At 48.3% G+C, this 17066-nt stretch carries 15 protein-coding genes and 1 pseudogene; 10 read left to right on the top strand and 6 right to left on the bottom strand.

Features of this window, described 5'->3' with window-relative positions; translation table 11 throughout:
- Positions 1 to 192 precede the first annotated feature (192 nt).
- The 3 genes from H5715_RS01470 to H5715_RS01480 are packed head-to-tail and all read left to right on the top strand — an operon-like array spanning position 193 to position 2887.
- Positions 193 to 594 carry a BlaI/MecI/CopY family transcriptional regulator gene (locus tag H5715_RS01470; RefSeq protein WP_075185910.1) on the top strand — a complete coding sequence of 134 codons (402 nt, stop codon included), beginning with the start codon at positions 193 to 195 and terminating at the stop codon, positions 592 to 594.
- Complete coding sequence (locus H5715_RS01475; protein WP_075185909.1) at positions 594 to 2186, top strand: M56 family metallopeptidase; 1593 nt, start codon at positions 594 to 596, stop codon at positions 2184 to 2186. Before H5715_RS01470 ends, H5715_RS01475 begins: the two co-directional genes overlap by 1 nt.
- Before the next feature lie 47 nt (positions 2187 to 2233).
- Positions 2234 to 2887 carry an energy transducer TonB gene (locus tag H5715_RS01480; RefSeq protein ID WP_075185908.1) on the top strand — a complete coding sequence of 218 codons (654 nt, stop codon included), beginning with the start codon at positions 2234 to 2236 and terminating at the stop codon, positions 2885 to 2887.
- A gap of 204 nt (positions 2888 to 3091) precedes the next feature.
- On the opposite strand, the gene amrS is transcribed toward H5715_RS01480, so the two are convergent.
- Positions 3092 to 4228, bottom strand: a complete 1137-nt coding sequence (gene amrS / locus H5715_RS01485) for an AmmeMemoRadiSam system radical SAM enzyme (protein ID WP_221892329.1) — start codon at positions 4226 to 4228, stop codon at positions 3092 to 3094.
- Positions 4229 to 4273: 45 nt separating this feature from the next.
- Between amrS and amrB the strand changes: the two genes are divergently transcribed.
- The 4 genes from amrB (at position 4274) to H5715_RS01505 (ending at position 6463) form a co-directional block, all read left to right on the top strand.
- Positions 4274 to 5095, top strand: coding sequence for an AmmeMemoRadiSam system protein B (amrB, locus tag H5715_RS01490; protein WP_075185906.1), 822 nt, complete (start codon positions 4274 to 4276; stop codon positions 5093 to 5095).
- Positions 5073 to 5672, top strand: a complete 600-nt coding sequence (amrA, locus tag H5715_RS01495) for an AmmeMemoRadiSam system protein A (protein ID WP_075185905.1) — start codon at positions 5073 to 5075, stop codon at positions 5670 to 5672. The genes amrB and amrA overlap by 23 nt, the downstream gene beginning before the upstream one ends.
- 173 nt (positions 5673 to 5845) lie before the next feature.
- Positions 5846 to 6052: a cold-shock protein gene (locus H5715_RS01500; RefSeq protein WP_075186098.1), complete on the top strand. Its 207-nt coding sequence runs from the start codon at positions 5846 to 5848 to the stop codon at positions 6050 to 6052.
- A 198-nt stretch (positions 6053 to 6250) separates the two neighbouring features.
- A complete protein-coding gene (locus tag H5715_RS01505; RefSeq protein ID WP_075185904.1) occupies positions 6251 to 6463 on the top strand; it encodes a hypothetical protein in 213 nt (70 codons plus the stop codon).
- A gap of 313 nt (positions 6464 to 6776) precedes the next feature.
- Here the strand turns inward: H5715_RS01505 and H5715_RS01510 are convergent, their stop codons facing one another.
- Both H5715_RS01510 and H5715_RS20490 read right to left on the bottom strand, forming a co-directional pair.
- Positions 6777 to 7703 carry a carbohydrate-binding domain-containing protein gene (locus H5715_RS01510; protein ID WP_425507051.1) on the bottom strand — a complete coding sequence of 309 codons (927 nt, stop codon included), beginning with the start codon at positions 7701 to 7703 and terminating at the stop codon, positions 6777 to 6779.
- Positions 7677 to 7781, bottom strand: a pseudogene (locus tag H5715_RS20490) (carbohydrate-binding domain-containing protein); the annotation flags it as partial. The pseudogene H5715_RS20490 and the gene H5715_RS01510, both read right to left, overlap by 27 nt.
- Before the next feature lie 555 nt (positions 7782 to 8336).
- Here H5715_RS20490 and H5715_RS01515 point away from each other — a divergent pair.
- A complete protein-coding gene (locus tag H5715_RS01515) occupies positions 8337 to 10598 on the top strand; it encodes a TIM-barrel domain-containing protein (RefSeq protein ID WP_075185902.1) in 2262 nt (753 codons plus the stop codon).
- A 4-nt stretch (positions 10599 to 10602) separates the two neighbouring features.
- Here H5715_RS01515 and H5715_RS01520 read toward each other — a convergent pair whose 3' ends face one another.
- Positions 10603 to 12738 carry a hypothetical protein gene (locus H5715_RS01520; protein ID WP_083608042.1) on the bottom strand — a complete coding sequence of 712 codons (2136 nt, stop codon included), beginning with the start codon at positions 12736 to 12738 and terminating at the stop codon, positions 10603 to 10605.
- Positions 12739 to 12900: 162 nt separating this feature from the next.
- Here H5715_RS01520 and uxaC point away from each other — a divergent pair, with 162 nt between their 5' ends.
- Together uxaC and H5715_RS01530 are read left to right on the top strand one after the other, a co-directional pair.
- On the top strand, positions 12901 to 14352 hold the full coding sequence (gene uxaC, locus H5715_RS01525; protein ID WP_075185901.1) for a glucuronate isomerase: 1452 nt from the start codon (positions 12901 to 12903) through the stop codon (positions 14350 to 14352).
- Positions 14353 to 14372: 20 nt separating this feature from the next.
- Positions 14373 to 15857, top strand: coding sequence for a UxaA family hydrolase (locus H5715_RS01530; protein ID WP_075185900.1), 1485 nt, complete (start codon positions 14373 to 14375; stop codon positions 15855 to 15857).
- Positions 15858 to 15863: 6 nt separating this feature from the next.
- Here H5715_RS01530 and H5715_RS01535 read toward each other — a convergent pair whose 3' ends face one another.
- Together H5715_RS01535 and H5715_RS01540 are read right to left on the bottom strand one after the other, a co-directional pair.
- Complete coding sequence (locus H5715_RS01535; protein WP_075185899.1) at positions 15864 to 16610, bottom strand: RES family NAD+ phosphorylase; 747 nt, start codon at positions 16608 to 16610, stop codon at positions 15864 to 15866.
- Positions 16611 to 17000, bottom strand: a complete 390-nt coding sequence (locus H5715_RS01540) for an antitoxin Xre/MbcA/ParS toxin-binding domain-containing protein (protein WP_075185898.1) — start codon at positions 16998 to 17000, stop codon at positions 16611 to 16613.
- Positions 17001 to 17066: the final 66 nt, after the last annotated feature.

A 17066-nucleotide genomic window follows, 5' to 3' on the forward strand; every position in this document is an offset into this window, starting at 1 on the left:
CGCCATAGAGCCCGCTATTTAGCGGGCTTTTTTGTGTTCGCTTATTGTTCGGCGCATTACTGTAGGGGAAAGGGAGGCAGTTAATGCTAAATTTATAGCACTATGTTGTTGTTCTTGCGTTCGAGGTGTGCTACTTTTCTAGCATGATGCTAAATATTTAGCAGGTGCAGCCAAGTTAACACAGGAGCAACGATGCCACCCCTCTCACACCTTAACCTCAGCCGTCGGGAACGCCAGATTATGGATGCGCTCTATGAGTGCGGCGAAGCCTCTGCTCACGATGTGCAAGGAAAAATCCCCAACCCGCCTGGATACTCCGCCGTACGTGCTTTGATTGCCCGTTTGGTAGAAAAAGAGTTGGTTAGCTTTCGTCAGGAAGGCGCCAAGTATATTTACTTCCCTACCGTTGCCCAGAAAAAAGCCAGCCAGTCGGCGATAGAAAGAATAGTTAAGACGTTTTTTAAAGGCTCCAAAGCGAAAGCTATGAATGCACTTTTGGATCTGGACGGGGACGATATCTCAGCGCGGGAAATAGAAGAGTTGGAACGCAATATTGCGCGTATAAAAGCGCTAAAAAAGGACGGAGACAAGTAATGATTTCCGTGGACTTGATGCATATTTTCAGCGACTACTGGCTAAAACCTATGATCGGGTTTACCTTCGTGCTGCTGTTTCTGCGTCGAGCTAACTTTCGTTCTGCCGCATTGAGTCACCGGATTTTATCTTTGGTTCTGGGCGCAATGGCAATCCTAATTGCGTTACTACCTGTTATGCCAACCTGGACCTTAGAAATATTGCCCCAGTGGTTGGCTAGCCATACTAGGATTACGTTCTCGCCCAATGTTGGTGGGTTCGACAATTGTGTTTTCTATGGTCTTATTGCTATTTATATACTCGTTTTTTGCTGGGTGAGTAGTTTTACCCTATGGTCGATTAAAGACGCACAAGCGTTGACTGTTAGCAGTCGAGAGGCCGATGCACAGGAGGCTAAAGTATTAGGGCCCATAGAGCAGGAGCTGAATGCACTTTTCGATATTAATGGTAATAAGCGCCTTCAAATTGTTATTAGCAATGAGATTCAGACACCGCTCGTTTGGAAATATCAGCAGCCCGCGATAGTACTCCCGGAAGCATTTAATCGTTGGCCGGTTGCGAGATTAAAGCGAGTGCTAGCCCATGAGTATGCGCATATTGAACGTAATGACTGGCTCACAAAAATCATTACACGAATAGCCTGTATGGTTTTCTGGCCTATTCCGTTGGTTTGGCTTTTGAGCCGAAAGATTAACTGGTATGCGGAAATAGCCTGTGACGATAGGGTCGTGCAGTTGCTCGACTGCAGAGGTGAATATGCAGATGATCTGCTGAACCTATCAAGCGATCAGAAACACTTTGGTTTTACCTTAAGCTATCTGCGCAATTCAGAGCTTTATGCACGTATTAATTTGGTGCTGGATCCCTGTCGCAGTAAAAACAGACCAAGCTACAAGCAGAGCCTGGCAATAGGTTTAATGGCGTTATTGGGTTTGTCACCGATAGCGACAACAAAAATCGTTACAAATAAGCAGTTCGACACCTTGTGGGAATTGGGCGTTTACCCTTTGCCCAGTCATGTTCCGTTGCTGGAAGTGCCAGAAAAATCGCCGATTGCTGACAGTAAAAGCCGTGTTCGCTGGTATATACAGCAACAGCAATTGGGTGATTCCCGCGTGCAGGCGAGCGAAGCCAAACAAGAGGACAGTCGAAATCAGCTGGCTTCAGATAAATCAAAAAAAGAATGGCTTGGGGCGCCAAGACCACAATATATTCGCCCGGAAGAAGAAATGGTTATTTCTGTCGCCCCCCCCAGAGCGCACACAATTGATCTTTCAAAAAAACAAAGAAATGCATTTGCGATATCGGCTCCCAGCGTAGCGGTAAACGGCTATATTCCGTTGAAAACAATTACGCCGCAATATCCCAGGTTTGCATTGCAGCGAAATATTACGGGCAAGGTTGTCGTGCGGTTTGATGTAAACGAGAGCGGCCAAGTTGTTAATCCAGTTGTTATCAAGGCAGAGCCCGGGAAAGTTTTTAATAGAAGTGTACTTAACGCGGTTAAAGAATTTAAATTTATGCCTTTGACTATCGATGGCGTACCCGTTATTACAAAAAATGTCTCAGAAACATTTGTATTTACGATATAAAAATAAGCACTACTGACGTTACATTGGCTCAATAGAGGAGAACGTCCATGAGTAAGAACCTTATCAACAATACCCCGTCAGTTTTTATGGCAACAGAGGTTGCTGAATCAAGCCTTGGTCGCTGGTTGCAGGTGCTGCCACTCGCCGCGATTATCACTTTTTGCCTATTAATTTTTATGGAGAGACTTATCGCAATGGCAGATGTCGAACTTGAAGAAGAGGCTCCACATATTATCGATAATATATATTGGGAGCCAACGGTAATTGAAACGCGCAGGGAGGAAATGGCCAGAAAACCTCAGGAGCCTATGGATAAGCCTGAACTTCCGGAGGAGATTCCCAGTGTGACTCCAGGGATTAAAACAAACCTTCCGCGCAGCAACTTTAGTGTTAAACCACAAGGTAAGTTACAGGTATCTATGTTCGCCAATATCCCTATTGCACAGTACTTAGCTACCGCTCGATATCCCAGCACTGCGCTTACCAGGGGAATAGAAGGCTATGTAGATATTATGTTCGATGTAACGGAATACGGTGGTACCGATAACATTAGGGTGGCAGCAGCTGAACCCGAAGGCATTTTCGAAAAGGCAGCAATGAAAGCCGTAGCAAAGTGGCGCTTCCAGCCAAAAATGTACGAAGATAAGCCGGTAAGGTTCGAGGGAATGATGCGTCGCGTTCGTTTTGAGATGGAGAAGTAATGGATGTAGAAATTTTATGTCAGTAGTACCTTTGCGCTTTCCCTGGAAAGCGCTTTTTTATCTTCAGTAGCTCTGTCGTCCACTTAACGGCACAATTAAAAAGACCCACCGTTTTGGTGGTTGGCGCAATAGTCATACGACAACACGTTTTTCAGGTCGTTATCTTTTATTCCCTCTATTCTCCCGCCGTGCGCAATGAGAGTACTAAAAACAATTTTCAGGACGAATCAATTGCTGTTTCGTCCCCCAGTTTCCCGGTGTGGTTTCAAATACTCCCGCGATAACCTGGCCACAATAAGCGCATTGGCCCGTGGTGCTTGCCCTTGTTGTCTGGATATTCCACTCGCCTAGTTCATACCAGTCGCGCTCAATGAGCAATTTTTTACAGTGTGGACAGTAGGTGCTGCTGCCGTAAGGGTCGTGCACATTGCCTGTGTAAACGTAGTTCAAACCGACGCCTGTTGCGATTCTGCGAGCACGTGTCAGGGTCGCTATCGGTGTGGGTGCTTTGTCTTGCATTTTCCAATCGGGATGGAAGGCGGTAAAGTGCAGGGGGACATCGGGGCCGAGGTTTTCGATTATCCATTCATTTTCGCGGTGAAGTTCTGCGTCACTGTCGTTTTCGTTCGGAATTAAGAGCGTGGTGATTTCAAGCCAAGCATCGGTTTGATGTTTTATATAGCAAAGAGTTTCGAGCACATTTTCCAGTTCAGCTCCGCAAAGTTTTTGATAGAATTCGGGAGAAAATGCTTTGAGATCGATATTGACGGCATCCATATGACGGAAGAAGGATTCCCGCGGTTTTTTCTCTAAGTAGCCTGCGCTAACGGCAACGGCACGTATATTCTTTTCGTGGCAAGCCTGAGCTGTATCAATGGCGTACTCCAGAAAAATTACCGGGTCATTGTAAGTAAAAGAGACAGAGTGGCAATCTGTTTTCATGGCTATTTTTGCCAACTGTTCGGGCATGGCCAAGGACGATAGGGTATCCATTTCCCTAGATTTACTCATATCCCAGTTTTGGCAAAATTTACAGGCCAAATTACATCCTGCGGTGCCGAATGATAAGGTGGGGGTGCCGGGAAGAAAATGATTCAGCGGTTTTTTTTCGATAGGGTCGATACAAAATCCGCTGGATTTTCCGTAGCTATACAGTAGGATTTGATTCGACTCCCTGCCGCGGATAAAACATAGGCCGCGCTGGCCTTCGTGAAGTTTACAGGCGCGAGGACAGAGGTCGCATTGAATCCGGTCATCTTCCAGCTTGTGCCAGTAGTCGGTCTTTATGGTGTGTTGTTGGGATCTTAAAAACTGTCGCGCGCTCATCGATTTAACCCTCATTCATCCAGCCTTTCTACTAAACTATAGACAGTGTGGGAGGCAACTATGCTCGCTCGACCTGCAGTGGTGGCTGGTAGTTTTTACCCAGCAGACCCAGAAACGCTAAACCGGCAGTTGGAGCTGTTGTTACAGACGCCGGACTTGCACACCGGTGGCACGACAACACGGCCCAAGGCCTTGATTGTGCCGCATGCAGGCTATATCTATTCTGGGCAAACGGCGGGCATCGCTTATCGAACGCTCAAACGTCACGGAGAAAATATTTGTAAAGTTATTCTGTTGGGGCTTTCTCATCACTTGGCTTTTTGTGGTATTGCCACAAGCAGCGCTAGACAATTTGAGACCCCGCTGGGTGCTATTAATATCGATCGTGCTACGATTGCATCGCTTAAAAAACTACATCTTATAATTGAACTCGATGACGCCCACCACTGGGAACACAGTCTGGAAGTACAGCTCCCCTTTTTACAGAAAGTATTAAATCCATTTAAACTTATTCCCCTGGCGACTGGGGATTGCTCTGCTGGGGATATCGCACGGTGTTTGGATGCTCTATGGGGGGATGGTGAAACGTTAGTTGTCGTCAGCAGTGACCTTAGCCATTTTCATTCGTACCGTGACGCACAATGTATTGATAAGACCAGCTGTGAGCGGGTATTACAGAAAAAACAATTGAGTGCAGAGCAGGCCTGTGGGTATAAAGGGGTTAATGGTCTATTGAAATTTATTTGTGCCCGTGATTTCAGTATTGAGTTACTCGACTACCGTAATTCCGGTGATACAGCGGGAGATAAACAACGGGTCGTGGGCTATGGCGCTTTTGCCATTTATCCAGGTGTCGGAAATGGTGAAACCTCATTTAGGTAAAGAACAGCAGCAGATGTTGTTGGCGGTCGCCAGAAAATGCATTATTTATGGATGCCAAAACCGATCCCTTTTGCCTATCGATAAATCATTGATTGTTCAACCTGAACTGCAACAAATTGTCAGTACTTTTGTCACTTTGAAAGAGGCTGATATCCATAACGTTTACCAGTTACGTGGTTGCGTAGGCTCAGTAACGGCATCTCAATCATTATTGTCGGATGTGATTGAGCATGCCTATACGGCTGCTTTTTACGACTCCCGATTCCCCGAAATAGCCGCTGATGACATTCCTCTGTTGCATATTGCTATTTCGATAATCTCGCCCCAAGAAGAGCTTCAGTTTAAAAAACAGGATGATTTGCTTGAGCAGCTAAGGCCCCATGTTGACGGTTTAATCATCCAGTCTCGGGGGCGGCTAGCCACCTTTTTACCTTCGGTTTGGGATTTGGTGTCAGATAAAACTGGATTTATCGAGCATTTAAAGCTTAAAGCTGGCTTTACTACTGACTATTGGAATGATGATTTAAAGGCCTTTCGCTACGAAACTCTCTATTTTGAAGAGAAAACCCCTGTTTAAACTGATGTTTAATCGGTCTGGCTGTCGAAAAGTATCAAAAAATACAATAAAATGCGTCGCTTGAGTGTTTGTAGGCATATTGCGAGCTCAATTAATTGTATTCAATATCTGTTTTTGTAATGGTGATGGCAAAAACAGAATTTTATTCTTCACCAAAAGATAAAGAGAACGGTATGACTAAAGGTACAGTAAAGTGGTTTAATGCAGATAAAGGCTTCGGTTTTATTACTCCAGAAGACGGCAGTAAAGATCTGTTTGTTCATCATTCAGAAATTCAAGCTGGGGGCGGTTACGCAACTTTGAATGACGGTCAGGCCGTTGAATTTGAAGTTGGTCAGGGTCAGAAAGGTCCATGTGCAAATAAGGTTCGCCCGATATAAGGGGCTACACCTAAAATACGATTCAGCCGCATTGCACGCCGCTTTCCATCTGTCGGCATGCAATGCGGTTTTTAGGTTTAGAGTTACTGAATATAGAATGAATGTCGGGAAGGTCGATATAAGGCCTATACGTGGGAACGTACCCGCTAGGTTTTTGAGCTTGTTAAAGGGGTATTTGACGAGTTCTTAAAGCACGATATGACAGAAGCTGGCGTTGCTGAGTTTTATCGGCCAGCACAGGAAACCGTTTTTCACACACAGGACAATCATTGTGTGTTGGTGGTCGGTTCAGAGCGTCGCGTTGTCGGGATGATTGATATTAGAGTCTGGCATCATATCTCTCTGTTTTTTGACAAAAAAATTGTCATCAAAAAGGCGTGGGAAAAGGTTGCTTGTACAACCCTTAGTTAAATGTGTGCATACTTTACCAAAACTGGAAAAGTTACTGTTAATTCGTCTTGTTATGCCGTTAGTGCATAGAAAAGTTGGGGTTTATTAAAACAAGAGCGAATAGATTGTTTACTGAATGCGGTTTATTCCAATGATCCGGCCAGCGTTATCGTTATAGCGTTGCGTTATCAAATGAATTTTTCTTTACAGATTTAAATGCAACGTTCGTTTTTTCTAGTCACCGTTACATTGACCCTGCGTAGCACTGCTTGAATAAAAAAAAGGCCAGCAACTAGAGCTGGCCTTTTGTCCATATTGACTCTGCTAAAATCAATCAAATCGCAGGTATGCTTACCCAGAAACGAATATCGTCACTTTCGTGGCCGTTTAGCATGTCATAGGTCCACTGGTAACCTGTTTTAAAGTTATTGATATCGCTCGTATTGGGGTTATCAAGGCCAGACGAGCCATTGCGATGCCCGGCAAACCAGTTGTCTCCGAAATAGCTGCGGCACTCGTTGTAAACTTGTACGTCGAGGCTCTTACTGCTATTCATTGCTGCAGATACATCGTAATCATCCGCGCCATAACTGCTCCAGGCACTGTGGCATTGGCGCATCATACCCCAGTTTTGTTTGGTTGCTCCGGCGTTAAACGCGTCTCCACTTTTCCCGTCACCATAGGTGTAGTTGGTATCCATCATTTCGGTTTCCATCATGGCAGACGCAAGAAAGCGACGGTCGGCGCCGGCGTTGGTATAGGATTGCTTGTTCGAGCCGAGGCCGCTGACGGTATAGCAGCCACACTCAATGCCGCTTGGACAGCTGAGGGAGCTGGGGCAGCTGCCACTTGTACTTCCTGTGTTGGAGCTAGAGCTGCTACTGGATGTGGTATTGCCACCATCCTGAGAGTTACAGGTATCAACGCCTATGCAGCTCTCGCCGTTTTCGTAGCCCCAGTCGCTGCTTTGATTTTGACACATAGGGTAGCTGGTGCCGTACCAGTTGCACTGCTGGCTTGAACCGGTGTTGGTGGACGATGAGCTAGAACTGGATGACGTGGAGCTGTCTGTCCCGCTGCCTCCAGGGCAGCTATCAGGGCCAATACAGCTTTGGTCGTTTTCCCATCCCCAGTCGGAGGACTGGTTTGTACATAGCGGGTAGTCGGTGCCGTACCAGTCACAGATCCCGGAAGCGCTGCCGGAGTTTGTGTCGGTTGCAGTATTACCGCCATCCTGCGAGTTGCAGGTGTCTGAACCAATACAGCTTTGGTTGTTTTCGTATCCCCAGCCGCTGCTTTGGTTTTGACACAGGGGGTAGTTGGTACCGTACCAATTGCATTGACTTTGCGCGTGAGATCCAACGCTTGCGAGCCCTATAAGTAAAAAAGCGGCCATTAAATAGATGCGTATCATTGTAGGTATCCTCTATTCGGAGTTTTGTTTCTTCGATCCATGCACCAGTACAGGTCTTAATTTGCAAGACGGTAAACAGACCAAAATTATTTAAACGGTGTGGAAAATGAAGGCTCGAGCAAAGGATATAGCGAACATGCTTACTCTAAGCCCAGTGGTGGCCAGAAGGTATTAGGCCGTGTTGCAAACGTTAACGGGTACATTATTGTTATCACCGCACTAATCGTTTGAGAGGGAAGTTTGACTGCAAATGGAACCGGTTACAAACACATAATGTTCATGTAAAACGGTCATATCTATACACTGTTGAAGTAAAAAACAGAACAAGTTCAAAGTCTCTTATTCTTTGATGATTCAGACGCGGATGGCGTTGCCGCAATGCGTAGCTATGGAGTTGCGCCAGAAGGTTATAATGGGGCGTTAATTGAAAAGGCAATATAGATAAACACGCAAAAATAATAAGCACAAAGAGGTATAAAAATGAAACTCGCGGTATTCTGGGTATTACTGATTAACTTGATTTTTCCTCTGTCGGCACTGGCTAAACCTGCCAATTACGTACTAGTTGCGGGTGATGCCCAGCTGCGTTTCCATCAACAGCAGATCTCTTTATTACGCGATGGCAAGCAGCTACTTTTGTTGGACGGCCTCCGTTTTAATTATGTGCAAGCAGACTCCTGGAATTTGGTGGAGGCTAATGAAAGCCAGATGACCATCAGGGGAAGCTTTCCTGCGAAGGCAGATTTTTATCGTCACGTGACGGACACCAAACCCCGGGTGGCAGAGTTGACTATATCTAAGGCGGCGGGTGGTTTTCGCCTATATGCGAATCCCGAATGGGCACGCCAAACAACATTGAGCTTTGGCTATCTTGGGGATCATTTTTTTGGCTTGTCGGAACCGCTGCAGCCAGATAACCGCTTGTCGCCAGATTTAACCAACAGCCATATCCGCGTAGAGATCGTGGCTGAGCATGCATCGTTTCAGGAGAATTATGCTTCGGCCTATTCTTCTTTTTTTATGAGTAGCTACGGTTACGGTGCTTTCTTCGATACCTTCGCTCGAGGGCAGTACCAATTTGCAATTAATGGTCGCAATGAGATTCACCACGATACCGGCGAGCTGGATTGGTACCTGTTCCCCGGCGCAAACGGGGCGGAAATTCACGAAGCTTATTATCAGGTCATTGGGGCACCCAAAAAAGTGCCTGCCTGGGCGCTGGGCCCAGTGGGTTGGCGTGATCAGAATGATGGTGGTGCTGCCGAAATAGTCGATGATGTAAAAAAACTCACTGAGATGAAAATTCCATTTACCTCGTGGTTTGTCGATCGCCCCTACAGTGATGGTGCCCATGCCTGGTCGGATATGAATTTCAGTGAAAGCTTTGCCAACCCCAGCCAGTGGATAACGTCCTTGCGTCATGATTATGGTCTGGAATTTATGACCTGGACCTCTCCAGCCACTTTTGGCGACGCACGCTTCGAAAAACATCTGGCGGGAAAATTCAGCTATGTGGATTTAAGCCATCCACCAACAGTGGCGGCTTTTCAGCAGGAACTAAAAGACGAGCAGTATGTGCACGGTGTAAAAGGACACAAAATAGATCGCGCCGATGAAAACTTGCCCATGTTTGAAGACTGGTACGATACGGTAGTTTCACCGGCTGAACGTCGCAATAAATATTCTTATCTAATGGCCAAAGTTCACGATGAAGCTCTGCGCAAAGCCTGGGGAGATGACCAGGTCACGTTTGCGCGCTCTGCTATTCACCGCAGCCAGCCATTCCTTAGCGCCATCTGGGCGGGGGATCCCCGTACCAGCTGGGAAGGCCTGCAGGCGAATTTTGCCAATGCCGCACGCAGCGCTTTTATGGGTTTTCCGGTCTGGGGAACAGATGTTGGAGGTTATCAGGGCGAGGGATACATTCCGGAAGATTTATATCTGCGATGGATGCAGGCCGGTAGTGTGAGTGGGCTTTTTGAAATTAAGTTGGATGGTGCTGGCGGAGATGGGCGGGATCGTATGCCCTGGCAGTACGATGCTGCTTTTCAGCGGCAATTTAAAGCGATTTGCGATGACCGTATGCGTTTTATTCCCTACCTTTATTCTCTCGCGTATACGGCGGGAATAACGGGTAGTTTGATGCAACCGCTTGCCTATCGGCATCTGGATGACAAAAATACCTACGCTATTTGGGATCAGTTTTATTTGGGCGAGGCGATTATGGCCGCGCCCGTTTTTACACCGGGAAACCGGCGCAACGTATATTTTCCCAAGGGAAACTGGCGAGATTTAGACGCTCCAGCGAAAATATTCAAAGGTCAGAAGCTGTTAGAAATAGAGGCGCCGCTGGACAAGCTTCCGCGTTTTATACGCGAAAACAGTATTTATGTAACGGGCAATCTTTTTGTGGGTAATGATCGTTTGTGGCAGACAGCCGAAAAGCAGCTGACTATTCACGCCTACCCCGGTAAGGCGGGAAGCGAAGCGCTATTCCATTATGTCGATGCATTAAATGGCAACCGGGAGAAGAGTATTTCTTTGGTGACGGAAAGAAAAATACTGAAGCTAACAGCGCCCGCGATGTCGCACGCTACCCGAGTGGAGATTTTGCTCGATAACGCCGCGAAAAAAGTACAGCAACAGGGTGAGGTGGTGGCACATAGCTACGATAGTGAACAGCACCAGCTGAGTGTGAGTATCCCAGCCGGCGAGCCCATTGATGTGTGGGTAAGTTTTTAATTTTTTAATAATGTTGTGCGTTAAAACCCTCTGCCTGTAGATCCCAGCCGGGAGCTTTTTGTTCGTCCCACCGCGAGGCAATCATAGCGAGGGCGGACAGTAAAGCGCCGTTTGCCGGTAGGTATACCGGTAGTTTGGCGCCGGGTTGCGGACAGTGCCCGTTGATTAAATAGTGGTTGTGCGGTGCGTCTTTTAGCAGTAGCTCAAGCGCGAGTTCCGTATCACCCATTTGCAGGGCCGTCATGGCGATCATGGGGTAATCCCAGCCCCAGATTTTTTCTTTCCAGTCCCAGCTTGTGAGTACCGCCGCCAGTGTGTTTTTCATAATAGCTTGATTGACACTCGGGTCCTTTAGCAGACCCCTGGGCGCAAGCATAGTCGGGTGATCTTTGCGGCTGGCAGGATTGTCAAAAGTATCGGGAATCGATTCTATGGCAACGTACTTACCCTGTTTTTGAGGCAGGGGTGCGAGGCTATCCAATTGCTTTTGCCACACGGGGTTGTGCGGTTTGCCCAGGCGTTTGCGCCAGCTTTGGGCGGTGCTCAATCCATAGCGCCAGTAACTGAGCTCAAAGGTAGGGTTTTTCGTGAGCGCAGGTTCGTAGATTTCCTGAGAAATCCAAATGGGTGGCAACAGTGAGTAATGTTGTTTGCTGTCCTCCCAGCTCAGCATGGAAGAGAGCGCTTCTGCGCTCTGTTCGACAAGGTGCTGATATTTTTGTAGGACTTCGGGGCTATTCTCACTGCGGTAGAGCAATTCCGCTAGATGAATCGGTTGGGGTTGATTCCAGATAATTAACGGGTTGCCACCGGGGCTTTCGCGTCCCCAGGGGCCGACCATTTTTGCCCAGCGTGCCCCTCTTAAATTACGACTGGCCGCCAGTTGTTTAGCTTCAGTCAATCTGCTCAGGTACCAGTCCAGCACGCGCTCGGCTTGTTTAGGGCGGCTCCAGTATATCCAGTGGGCGGTGTGCCACCAGGTCATTTCGGTGTGGTGCTTTCCGTACCAGGAGCTGCTCGTTAAACCGGTTTCCTGTGCAGGAATCTGACCGCGCCCCTGAGTGCCCATTAAATACTGAGATAAAATAATACGGCGTTCCAGTTCTTGTGCCCCGGGGTTTTGGCTTTTTTCCAGTGAGATCATGGCTCCCTGTGTCCAATAGTTCTTCCACTGGCTTTTTGCTGTCTCAAGCGTCGCTCGATAGGATTCTGGCTTGGCAGCGCTTTTGTTTTGCTGAATAAACTCCACCGAGATCTCGAGCGTTGTTTCACTGGAGGGCAAGGCATAGAGAATATAGTGGTGCGGCCCCTGTTGCTTTAATTCGGCCTTTCCTTGCCACTGCAGGCGTACTTTGTGCGTTTCGTTATCGATGCTACGCAGAAATAATGCCGAGTGGGAATCGCTTTTGAGAAGCTTGGTCGTGTGCTCTTCGTGGTGCTGCCAATCTATGGCAGGAGTATTTTTCTTATCCAGTTTGTAGCCTCTGGGAAAATTTACGCTCAAGCCCAGTTGACCGTTTTGTATAAGTGGTGATTGAATCTTTGTGGCCAGAAGATCTCTTTGACCGTGTACGGTGCTGTGCAAGGATACGGGGCTTCCTTGCAGAGTGTATCGACTGGTCAATTGACCTTGCCAAAGGTTTAACGTCTGTTGAATATTGTCGAGATCGTTTGGTTGAAGGGCTTGCTTGTCGAATAGCAGACCCAGATTTGCGAGAGGTAAATCGTGTGGATTTTTGCGCAGCCACTGGCCTGCATCGCTTTCCATGTTGGTGGGGAAGTTCACTTTTGTGCCGTAAGCGTCGTAGGACTGATGGGTGTCCTGAAGTCGGTAGCTCCTGGGGTTGCTGCGGCTGTGCCAGGCCCAGCGCGCCTTGGTCTCCACAGGTGTACCCTTTACATAGTAAAGTTCGCTAAAACTTTGCAATCCAGTGACATCTGCGGTGAAAGCGAAATGCCCATTACCCAGAGTGAGGGGATTGCGGGGGTCCAGTTCTCGAATAACGGGATTGTGTCGTTCTACCAGGGCCTGCCGGTCAATCGGTGTGTCGGTGCCGGCAAGTACGGGGCTGGAGAGTATAAAAAAAAGAGAAGTAAAATATCGGTGGGCGTGGCTACCCCAGTTAATTATTTTATGCATTATTTTTGAAACCAAAAGGCAGAGAGAAATTTATTGGCCTGTACGCAGGTGCAATCTACAGCTGAGTTCCATAAAATGGCTGTCGCTTGCAAACTCATTCAGCCCGCTTTTTATACAGTCACTACGCTTTATGATTCTCTCACGAATAATTAAGGTTTTGCCATGAATAACACGATTCAAGCGCTTTCCCTTCATCCTGAACGCCTTTTTGGTAGTGATCCCGCAGTTGTTGCAATTGCCCGGTCGCTTTACCTTGACGTGGAATCATTGCCCATCATCAGCCCCCACGGGCATACGGATCCCCGCTGGTTTGCGGATAATAAACACTTTGGTAATCCGAGCGAGCTGTTAATCAAACCCGATCACTATGTATTCAGAATGTTGTACAGCCAGGGTGTTGATATGAAAAGCCTGGGTATACCCCAGCACGGTTTTAAAGGGCAAATGGCCGAGTCTGCAGCTATAGACCCTGAGGTTATTTGGAGGATTTTTGCCGAGCATTATTACCTTCTGGTAGGCACACCTTCTGGTTATTGGCTGGATTCTGTTTTTGCGAAAGTCTTTGGTTTGACGGAAAAATTGTGTGCTGAAAATGCAGATCGTTATTACGAGCGCATAAATCAAACGCTGGCCACAGATGCCTTTAAGCCGCGAGCTTTAATGGATAAATTTAATATTGAGCTTCTCGCAACAACGGAAGGTGCGCTGGACTCGCTGGAGCACCATAAAAAATTGGCGGATACGCCCTGGGCGAAGCGGGTTATTACCACCTTCCGCCCCGATGACGTGGTCGATCCCGACCGGGAGGATTTTCAGGGTAATTTGGACGTACTGAGTGAGATTAGCGGCCACGATACTGCCAGCTGGGCGGGCTATTTGGAGGCTATACGCAATCGTCGCGCATACTTCCGTAAAAAGGGGCGGGCTACCGCGACGGATCATGGACATCCTACGGCATTAACGGCCGACCTGTCTGTATCCGAGAGCGAGAAGTTGTATCAGAAATGCCGGACCGGGACATCGACCGAGTGGGAAAACGAATTGTTTCGCGCTCAGATGCTAACCGAGCTGGCTGGTATGAGCGTAGAGGATGGCATGGTGATGCAAATTCATCCCGGCTCCCACCGCAACCACAATCAGCAGTTATTTGATGTTTTTGGCCGCGATAAGGGCGCCGATATGCCGGTTGCCACGGAGTACGTTAACGCACTGAAACCGCTGTTGGGTAAATATGGTAATTCCAAAAAGCTCAATATTATCCTTTTTACGCTGGATGAAACGTCTTACAGCCGAGAGCTGGCGCCGTTAGCTGGGCATTATCCCTGCCTGAAATTGGGGCCCGCGTGGTGGTTCCACGACAGCCCTGCGGGCATGATGCGTTTCCGTCAGCAGACAACCGAAACGGCGGGCTTTTATAATACCGTCGGATTTAATGACGATACGCGTGCATTTTTATCTATACCCGCTCGCCACGATGTGGCGCGAAGGGTCGATTGCCGCTATCTGGCCGAGCTGGTTGCCAATCACCAGATCACGGAGGTGGAGGCTCGTCATGTCGTGCACCAACTCAGTTATGGCTTGGTCAAAAAAGCCTATAATCTCGATTCACTCTAAAACGGTATTACAACCTAGCCATGCAGTATTTTATTCAAATTCACCCCAGCGATAATGTGGCCGTTGCCTTGCGGGATTTAAGTGCTGGCACGGTGTTGCCGTTAAATAGCCGCGATATTCGCTTAGAGACAGATATTGCCAAGGGCCATAAGTTTACGTTGTGCGATATTACTGTCGGCCAAGCGCTAAAAAAATATGGGGCGGTGATCGGAGAGGCCGTGAAGGGGTTGAAATCTGGAGCCTTGGTGGATGAGCACAGTATAAAGACCCGGCTGGACGATGTGATCAGTTACACCTACGAGCCTAAACTGTGCGATTTACCCCGTCAGCCTTCAAGGGATGTTCAGGTGTACCGGCGCAGTCAAGGCCTTGTTGGTATTCGCAATGAGCTGTGGATTATTCCAACTGTGTCCTGTGTGAATGGTGTTGCCGCGAATATCGCCAAAGCTTTTCTAAGGGAAAATGCCTGTGATGATATTGATGGTGTGCATGTTTTTCCCCACCAGTTTGGCTGCTCTCAACTCGGTGATGATCTGGAGTACACGCGCAACATATTGCGTTGCCTGGTTCTGCACCCCAATGCCGGGGGCGTTCTGGTGTTGGGGTTGGGTTGCGAAAGTAATCAGATCGCGGAGCTTAAATTGGGGATGGCAGATATTGATCCCGCGCGACAAAAGTTTCTCGTGACACAAAGTGTTGAAGATGAAGTTGAGTCGGGGAAGCTGGCGCTCGCTGAGATCTATCAGCAAATACGCCACGACCGTAGGACAACGGGAAATCTCTCGGAGCTTTGCTTCGGCCTGGAGTGCGGGGGCAGTGATGGGCTGTCGGGTATTACCGCTAATCCCTTGTTGGGCGCTTTTTCCGACCGGGTTATTGCTCAAGGTGGCAGCAGCGTTCTAACCGAAGTTCCGGAAATGTTTGGTGCTGAAACATTGTTAATGGAGCGTTGCCGCAGCGAGGAGGTATTTCTTCAACTGGTGGACATGGTCAATGAGTTTAAGCATTACTACAAACGTCACCAGCAGCCCATTTATGAAAATCCATCACCGGGAAATAAAGCCGGTGGTATTTCCACACTGGAAGAAAAATCCCTGGGCTGCACCCAAAAAGCGGGCTGCTCTACGGTAGAGGCTGTTGTGGGCTACGGTCAGCGTATTCACGCTAAGGGTCTAAATCTGTTGAATGCTCCGGGCAATGACGCCATTGCAACAACAGCACTGGCTGCTGCCGGCTGCCATATGGTGCTGTTCACTACCGGACGGGGAACTCCCTACGGGGGGGCTGTGCCCACCGTTAAAGTTGCGACTAACTCGGAATTGGCCAAACGTAAAAAACATTGGATTGATTTTGATGCCGGGCCACTGGTAGAGGGAGCGGCTATGGAGACCCTGCTGGAGGGTTTTATCGACCAGCTGGTGTTGATTATTAACGGCGAACAAACTCAAAACGAGCGTAACGATTTTCGCGAGTTGGCGATATGGAAGCAAGGCGTGACGCTTTAAGCCCGGCTACAGGCAGGGGTGCTGTAGCACTCCTGCGCGCTTGAATGCGGTATGCGAAAACTCGTAGTAATCACCTCCTGCTCGGCCAAACCAGCAGAGCTCTTCGGTCAGGCGCAGGTTCCAAAGTTCTTCTTTATCTGGTTTTGTTGTGGCGAAACATTCGGGTTTAAGTACCGCAACATTTGTTCCTTCGGGACGGCGTGAAGAGGGGTACCAAAAAAATTCTGCTCCCGCTTGCCGCAGGTTAGTGCCCAACTGCTGACTGTGTTGCCAGTCTTTCGGATTCGTGATGGACGGGTGTAGCTCGGCAAAGTTCGAGCTGCATAGGTCGCAGCCTTTTTGAGTTCTTAAGCGTACCGAGAACAATGTGCGTGAATCGGAAATTTCTGCCAGTGGGCCGGTAATCGTGGGGCCTTTTTGAAATAGCCACAGGTAGACAGCAGTTTCGGCTAGGGCGGTTTGTTTTTCCTTTGCCGCATAAAAAATGCCCCTCTCCCATTGGCCGCCGTAGCGCGAGCCATATTGCAGCGGAGGATAGCGAAAGGGTGTCATCAGCAGGTAGGAAAGCCTTTCGCATTCCGAAGGGACTGGTGGTTTGCTTGTATCCAGTAACTGTTCAAGCCGAAGCTGCTCTTCGGCATTGCGGCTGATGGCTCGTGTTGCTGCCGTTTCCTGGGTTTCAACCACGCGCCAGGCGAGGCCGACAAGGGGGGCTAACTGTTTTTGTAACTCGTCCGTTGAGGGGATTTGCACTTATATTTTTCCCCGCATGGCGTCGAGGTACCAGATAATTTGCCCCAAGCCTAAAGCGGTTTGTACTAGGTCGACGGGCTTTGTATTGGAAAGATGGAGATTGGGGGTGCTCATCCAGTGTTTCATTGCTTGCTGGTTACCGCCGAGTATGGAATAGAGGGAGCGGTATACACGGATCAGTAACAGCGATAACTCAAAGGGTTTACCATTGCTCGCTAAAGCGGCGTCGTCCAGGTTACTGCTGGCACTTTTTTTGATACGCGCTACCGTGGCGCGGGATACGCCTATAGCGCTGGCGAGCTGGTCTTGTGTGATCCCAAGGAAGCGGCTGGCTTCGATTAGGCCGTTGGCGACAATGGCGCTGTCGTTAGGAATACGGGATGGCTCCATGCTGACTATGCCTCATAAGATACAAATATGCATATATTGTTGCATATGATGTTTTTTTCTGCAAGA

It is taken from the genome of Teredinibacter haidensis (genome assembly GCF_014211975.1).
Classification (GTDB): Bacteria; Pseudomonadota; Gammaproteobacteria; order Pseudomonadales; family Cellvibrionaceae; genus Teredinibacter; species Teredinibacter haidensis.

What these genes read in the sequence shown, in the direction of transcription:
- H5715_RS01500 (WP_075186098.1), top strand. Translation starts at nt 5,846, where the DNA reads ATGACTAAAGGTACAGTAAAGTGGTTTAATGCAGATAAAGGCTTCGGT.
- H5715_RS01540 (WP_075185898.1), bottom strand. Translation starts at nt 17,000, where the DNA reads ATGGAGCCATCCCGTATTCCTAACGACAGCGCCATTGTCGCCAACGGC.
- amrB (WP_075185906.1), top strand. Translation starts at nt 4,274, where the DNA reads ATGCTCGCTCGACCTGCAGTGGTGGCTGGTAGTTTTTACCCAGCAGAC.
- amrA (WP_075185905.1), top strand. Translation starts at nt 5,073, where the DNA reads ATGGTGAAACCTCATTTAGGTAAAGAACAGCAGCAGATGTTGTTGGCG.
- H5715_RS01470 (WP_075185910.1), top strand. Translation starts at nt 193, where the DNA reads ATGCCACCCCTCTCACACCTTAACCTCAGCCGTCGGGAACGCCAGATT.
- H5715_RS01520 (WP_083608042.1), bottom strand. Translation starts at nt 12,738, where the DNA reads ATGCATAAAATAATTAACTGGGGTAGCCACGCCCACCGATATTTTACT.
- amrS (WP_221892329.1), bottom strand. Translation starts at nt 4,228, where the DNA reads ATGAGGGTTAAATCGATGAGCGCGCGACAGTTTTTAAGATCCCAACAA.
- H5715_RS01480 (WP_075185908.1), top strand. Translation starts at nt 2,234, where the DNA reads ATGAGTAAGAACCTTATCAACAATACCCCGTCAGTTTTTATGGCAACA.
- H5715_RS01475 (WP_075185909.1), top strand. Translation starts at nt 594, where the DNA reads ATGATTTCCGTGGACTTGATGCATATTTTCAGCGACTACTGGCTAAAA.
- H5715_RS01530 (WP_075185900.1), top strand. Translation starts at nt 14,373, where the DNA reads ATGCAGTATTTTATTCAAATTCACCCCAGCGATAATGTGGCCGTTGCC.
- uxaC (WP_075185901.1), top strand. Translation starts at nt 12,901, where the DNA reads ATGAATAACACGATTCAAGCGCTTTCCCTTCATCCTGAACGCCTTTTT.
- H5715_RS01505 (WP_075185904.1), top strand. Translation starts at nt 6,251, where the DNA reads ATGACAGAAGCTGGCGTTGCTGAGTTTTATCGGCCAGCACAGGAAACC.
- H5715_RS01515 (WP_075185902.1), top strand. Translation starts at nt 8,337, where the DNA reads ATGAAACTCGCGGTATTCTGGGTATTACTGATTAACTTGATTTTTCCT.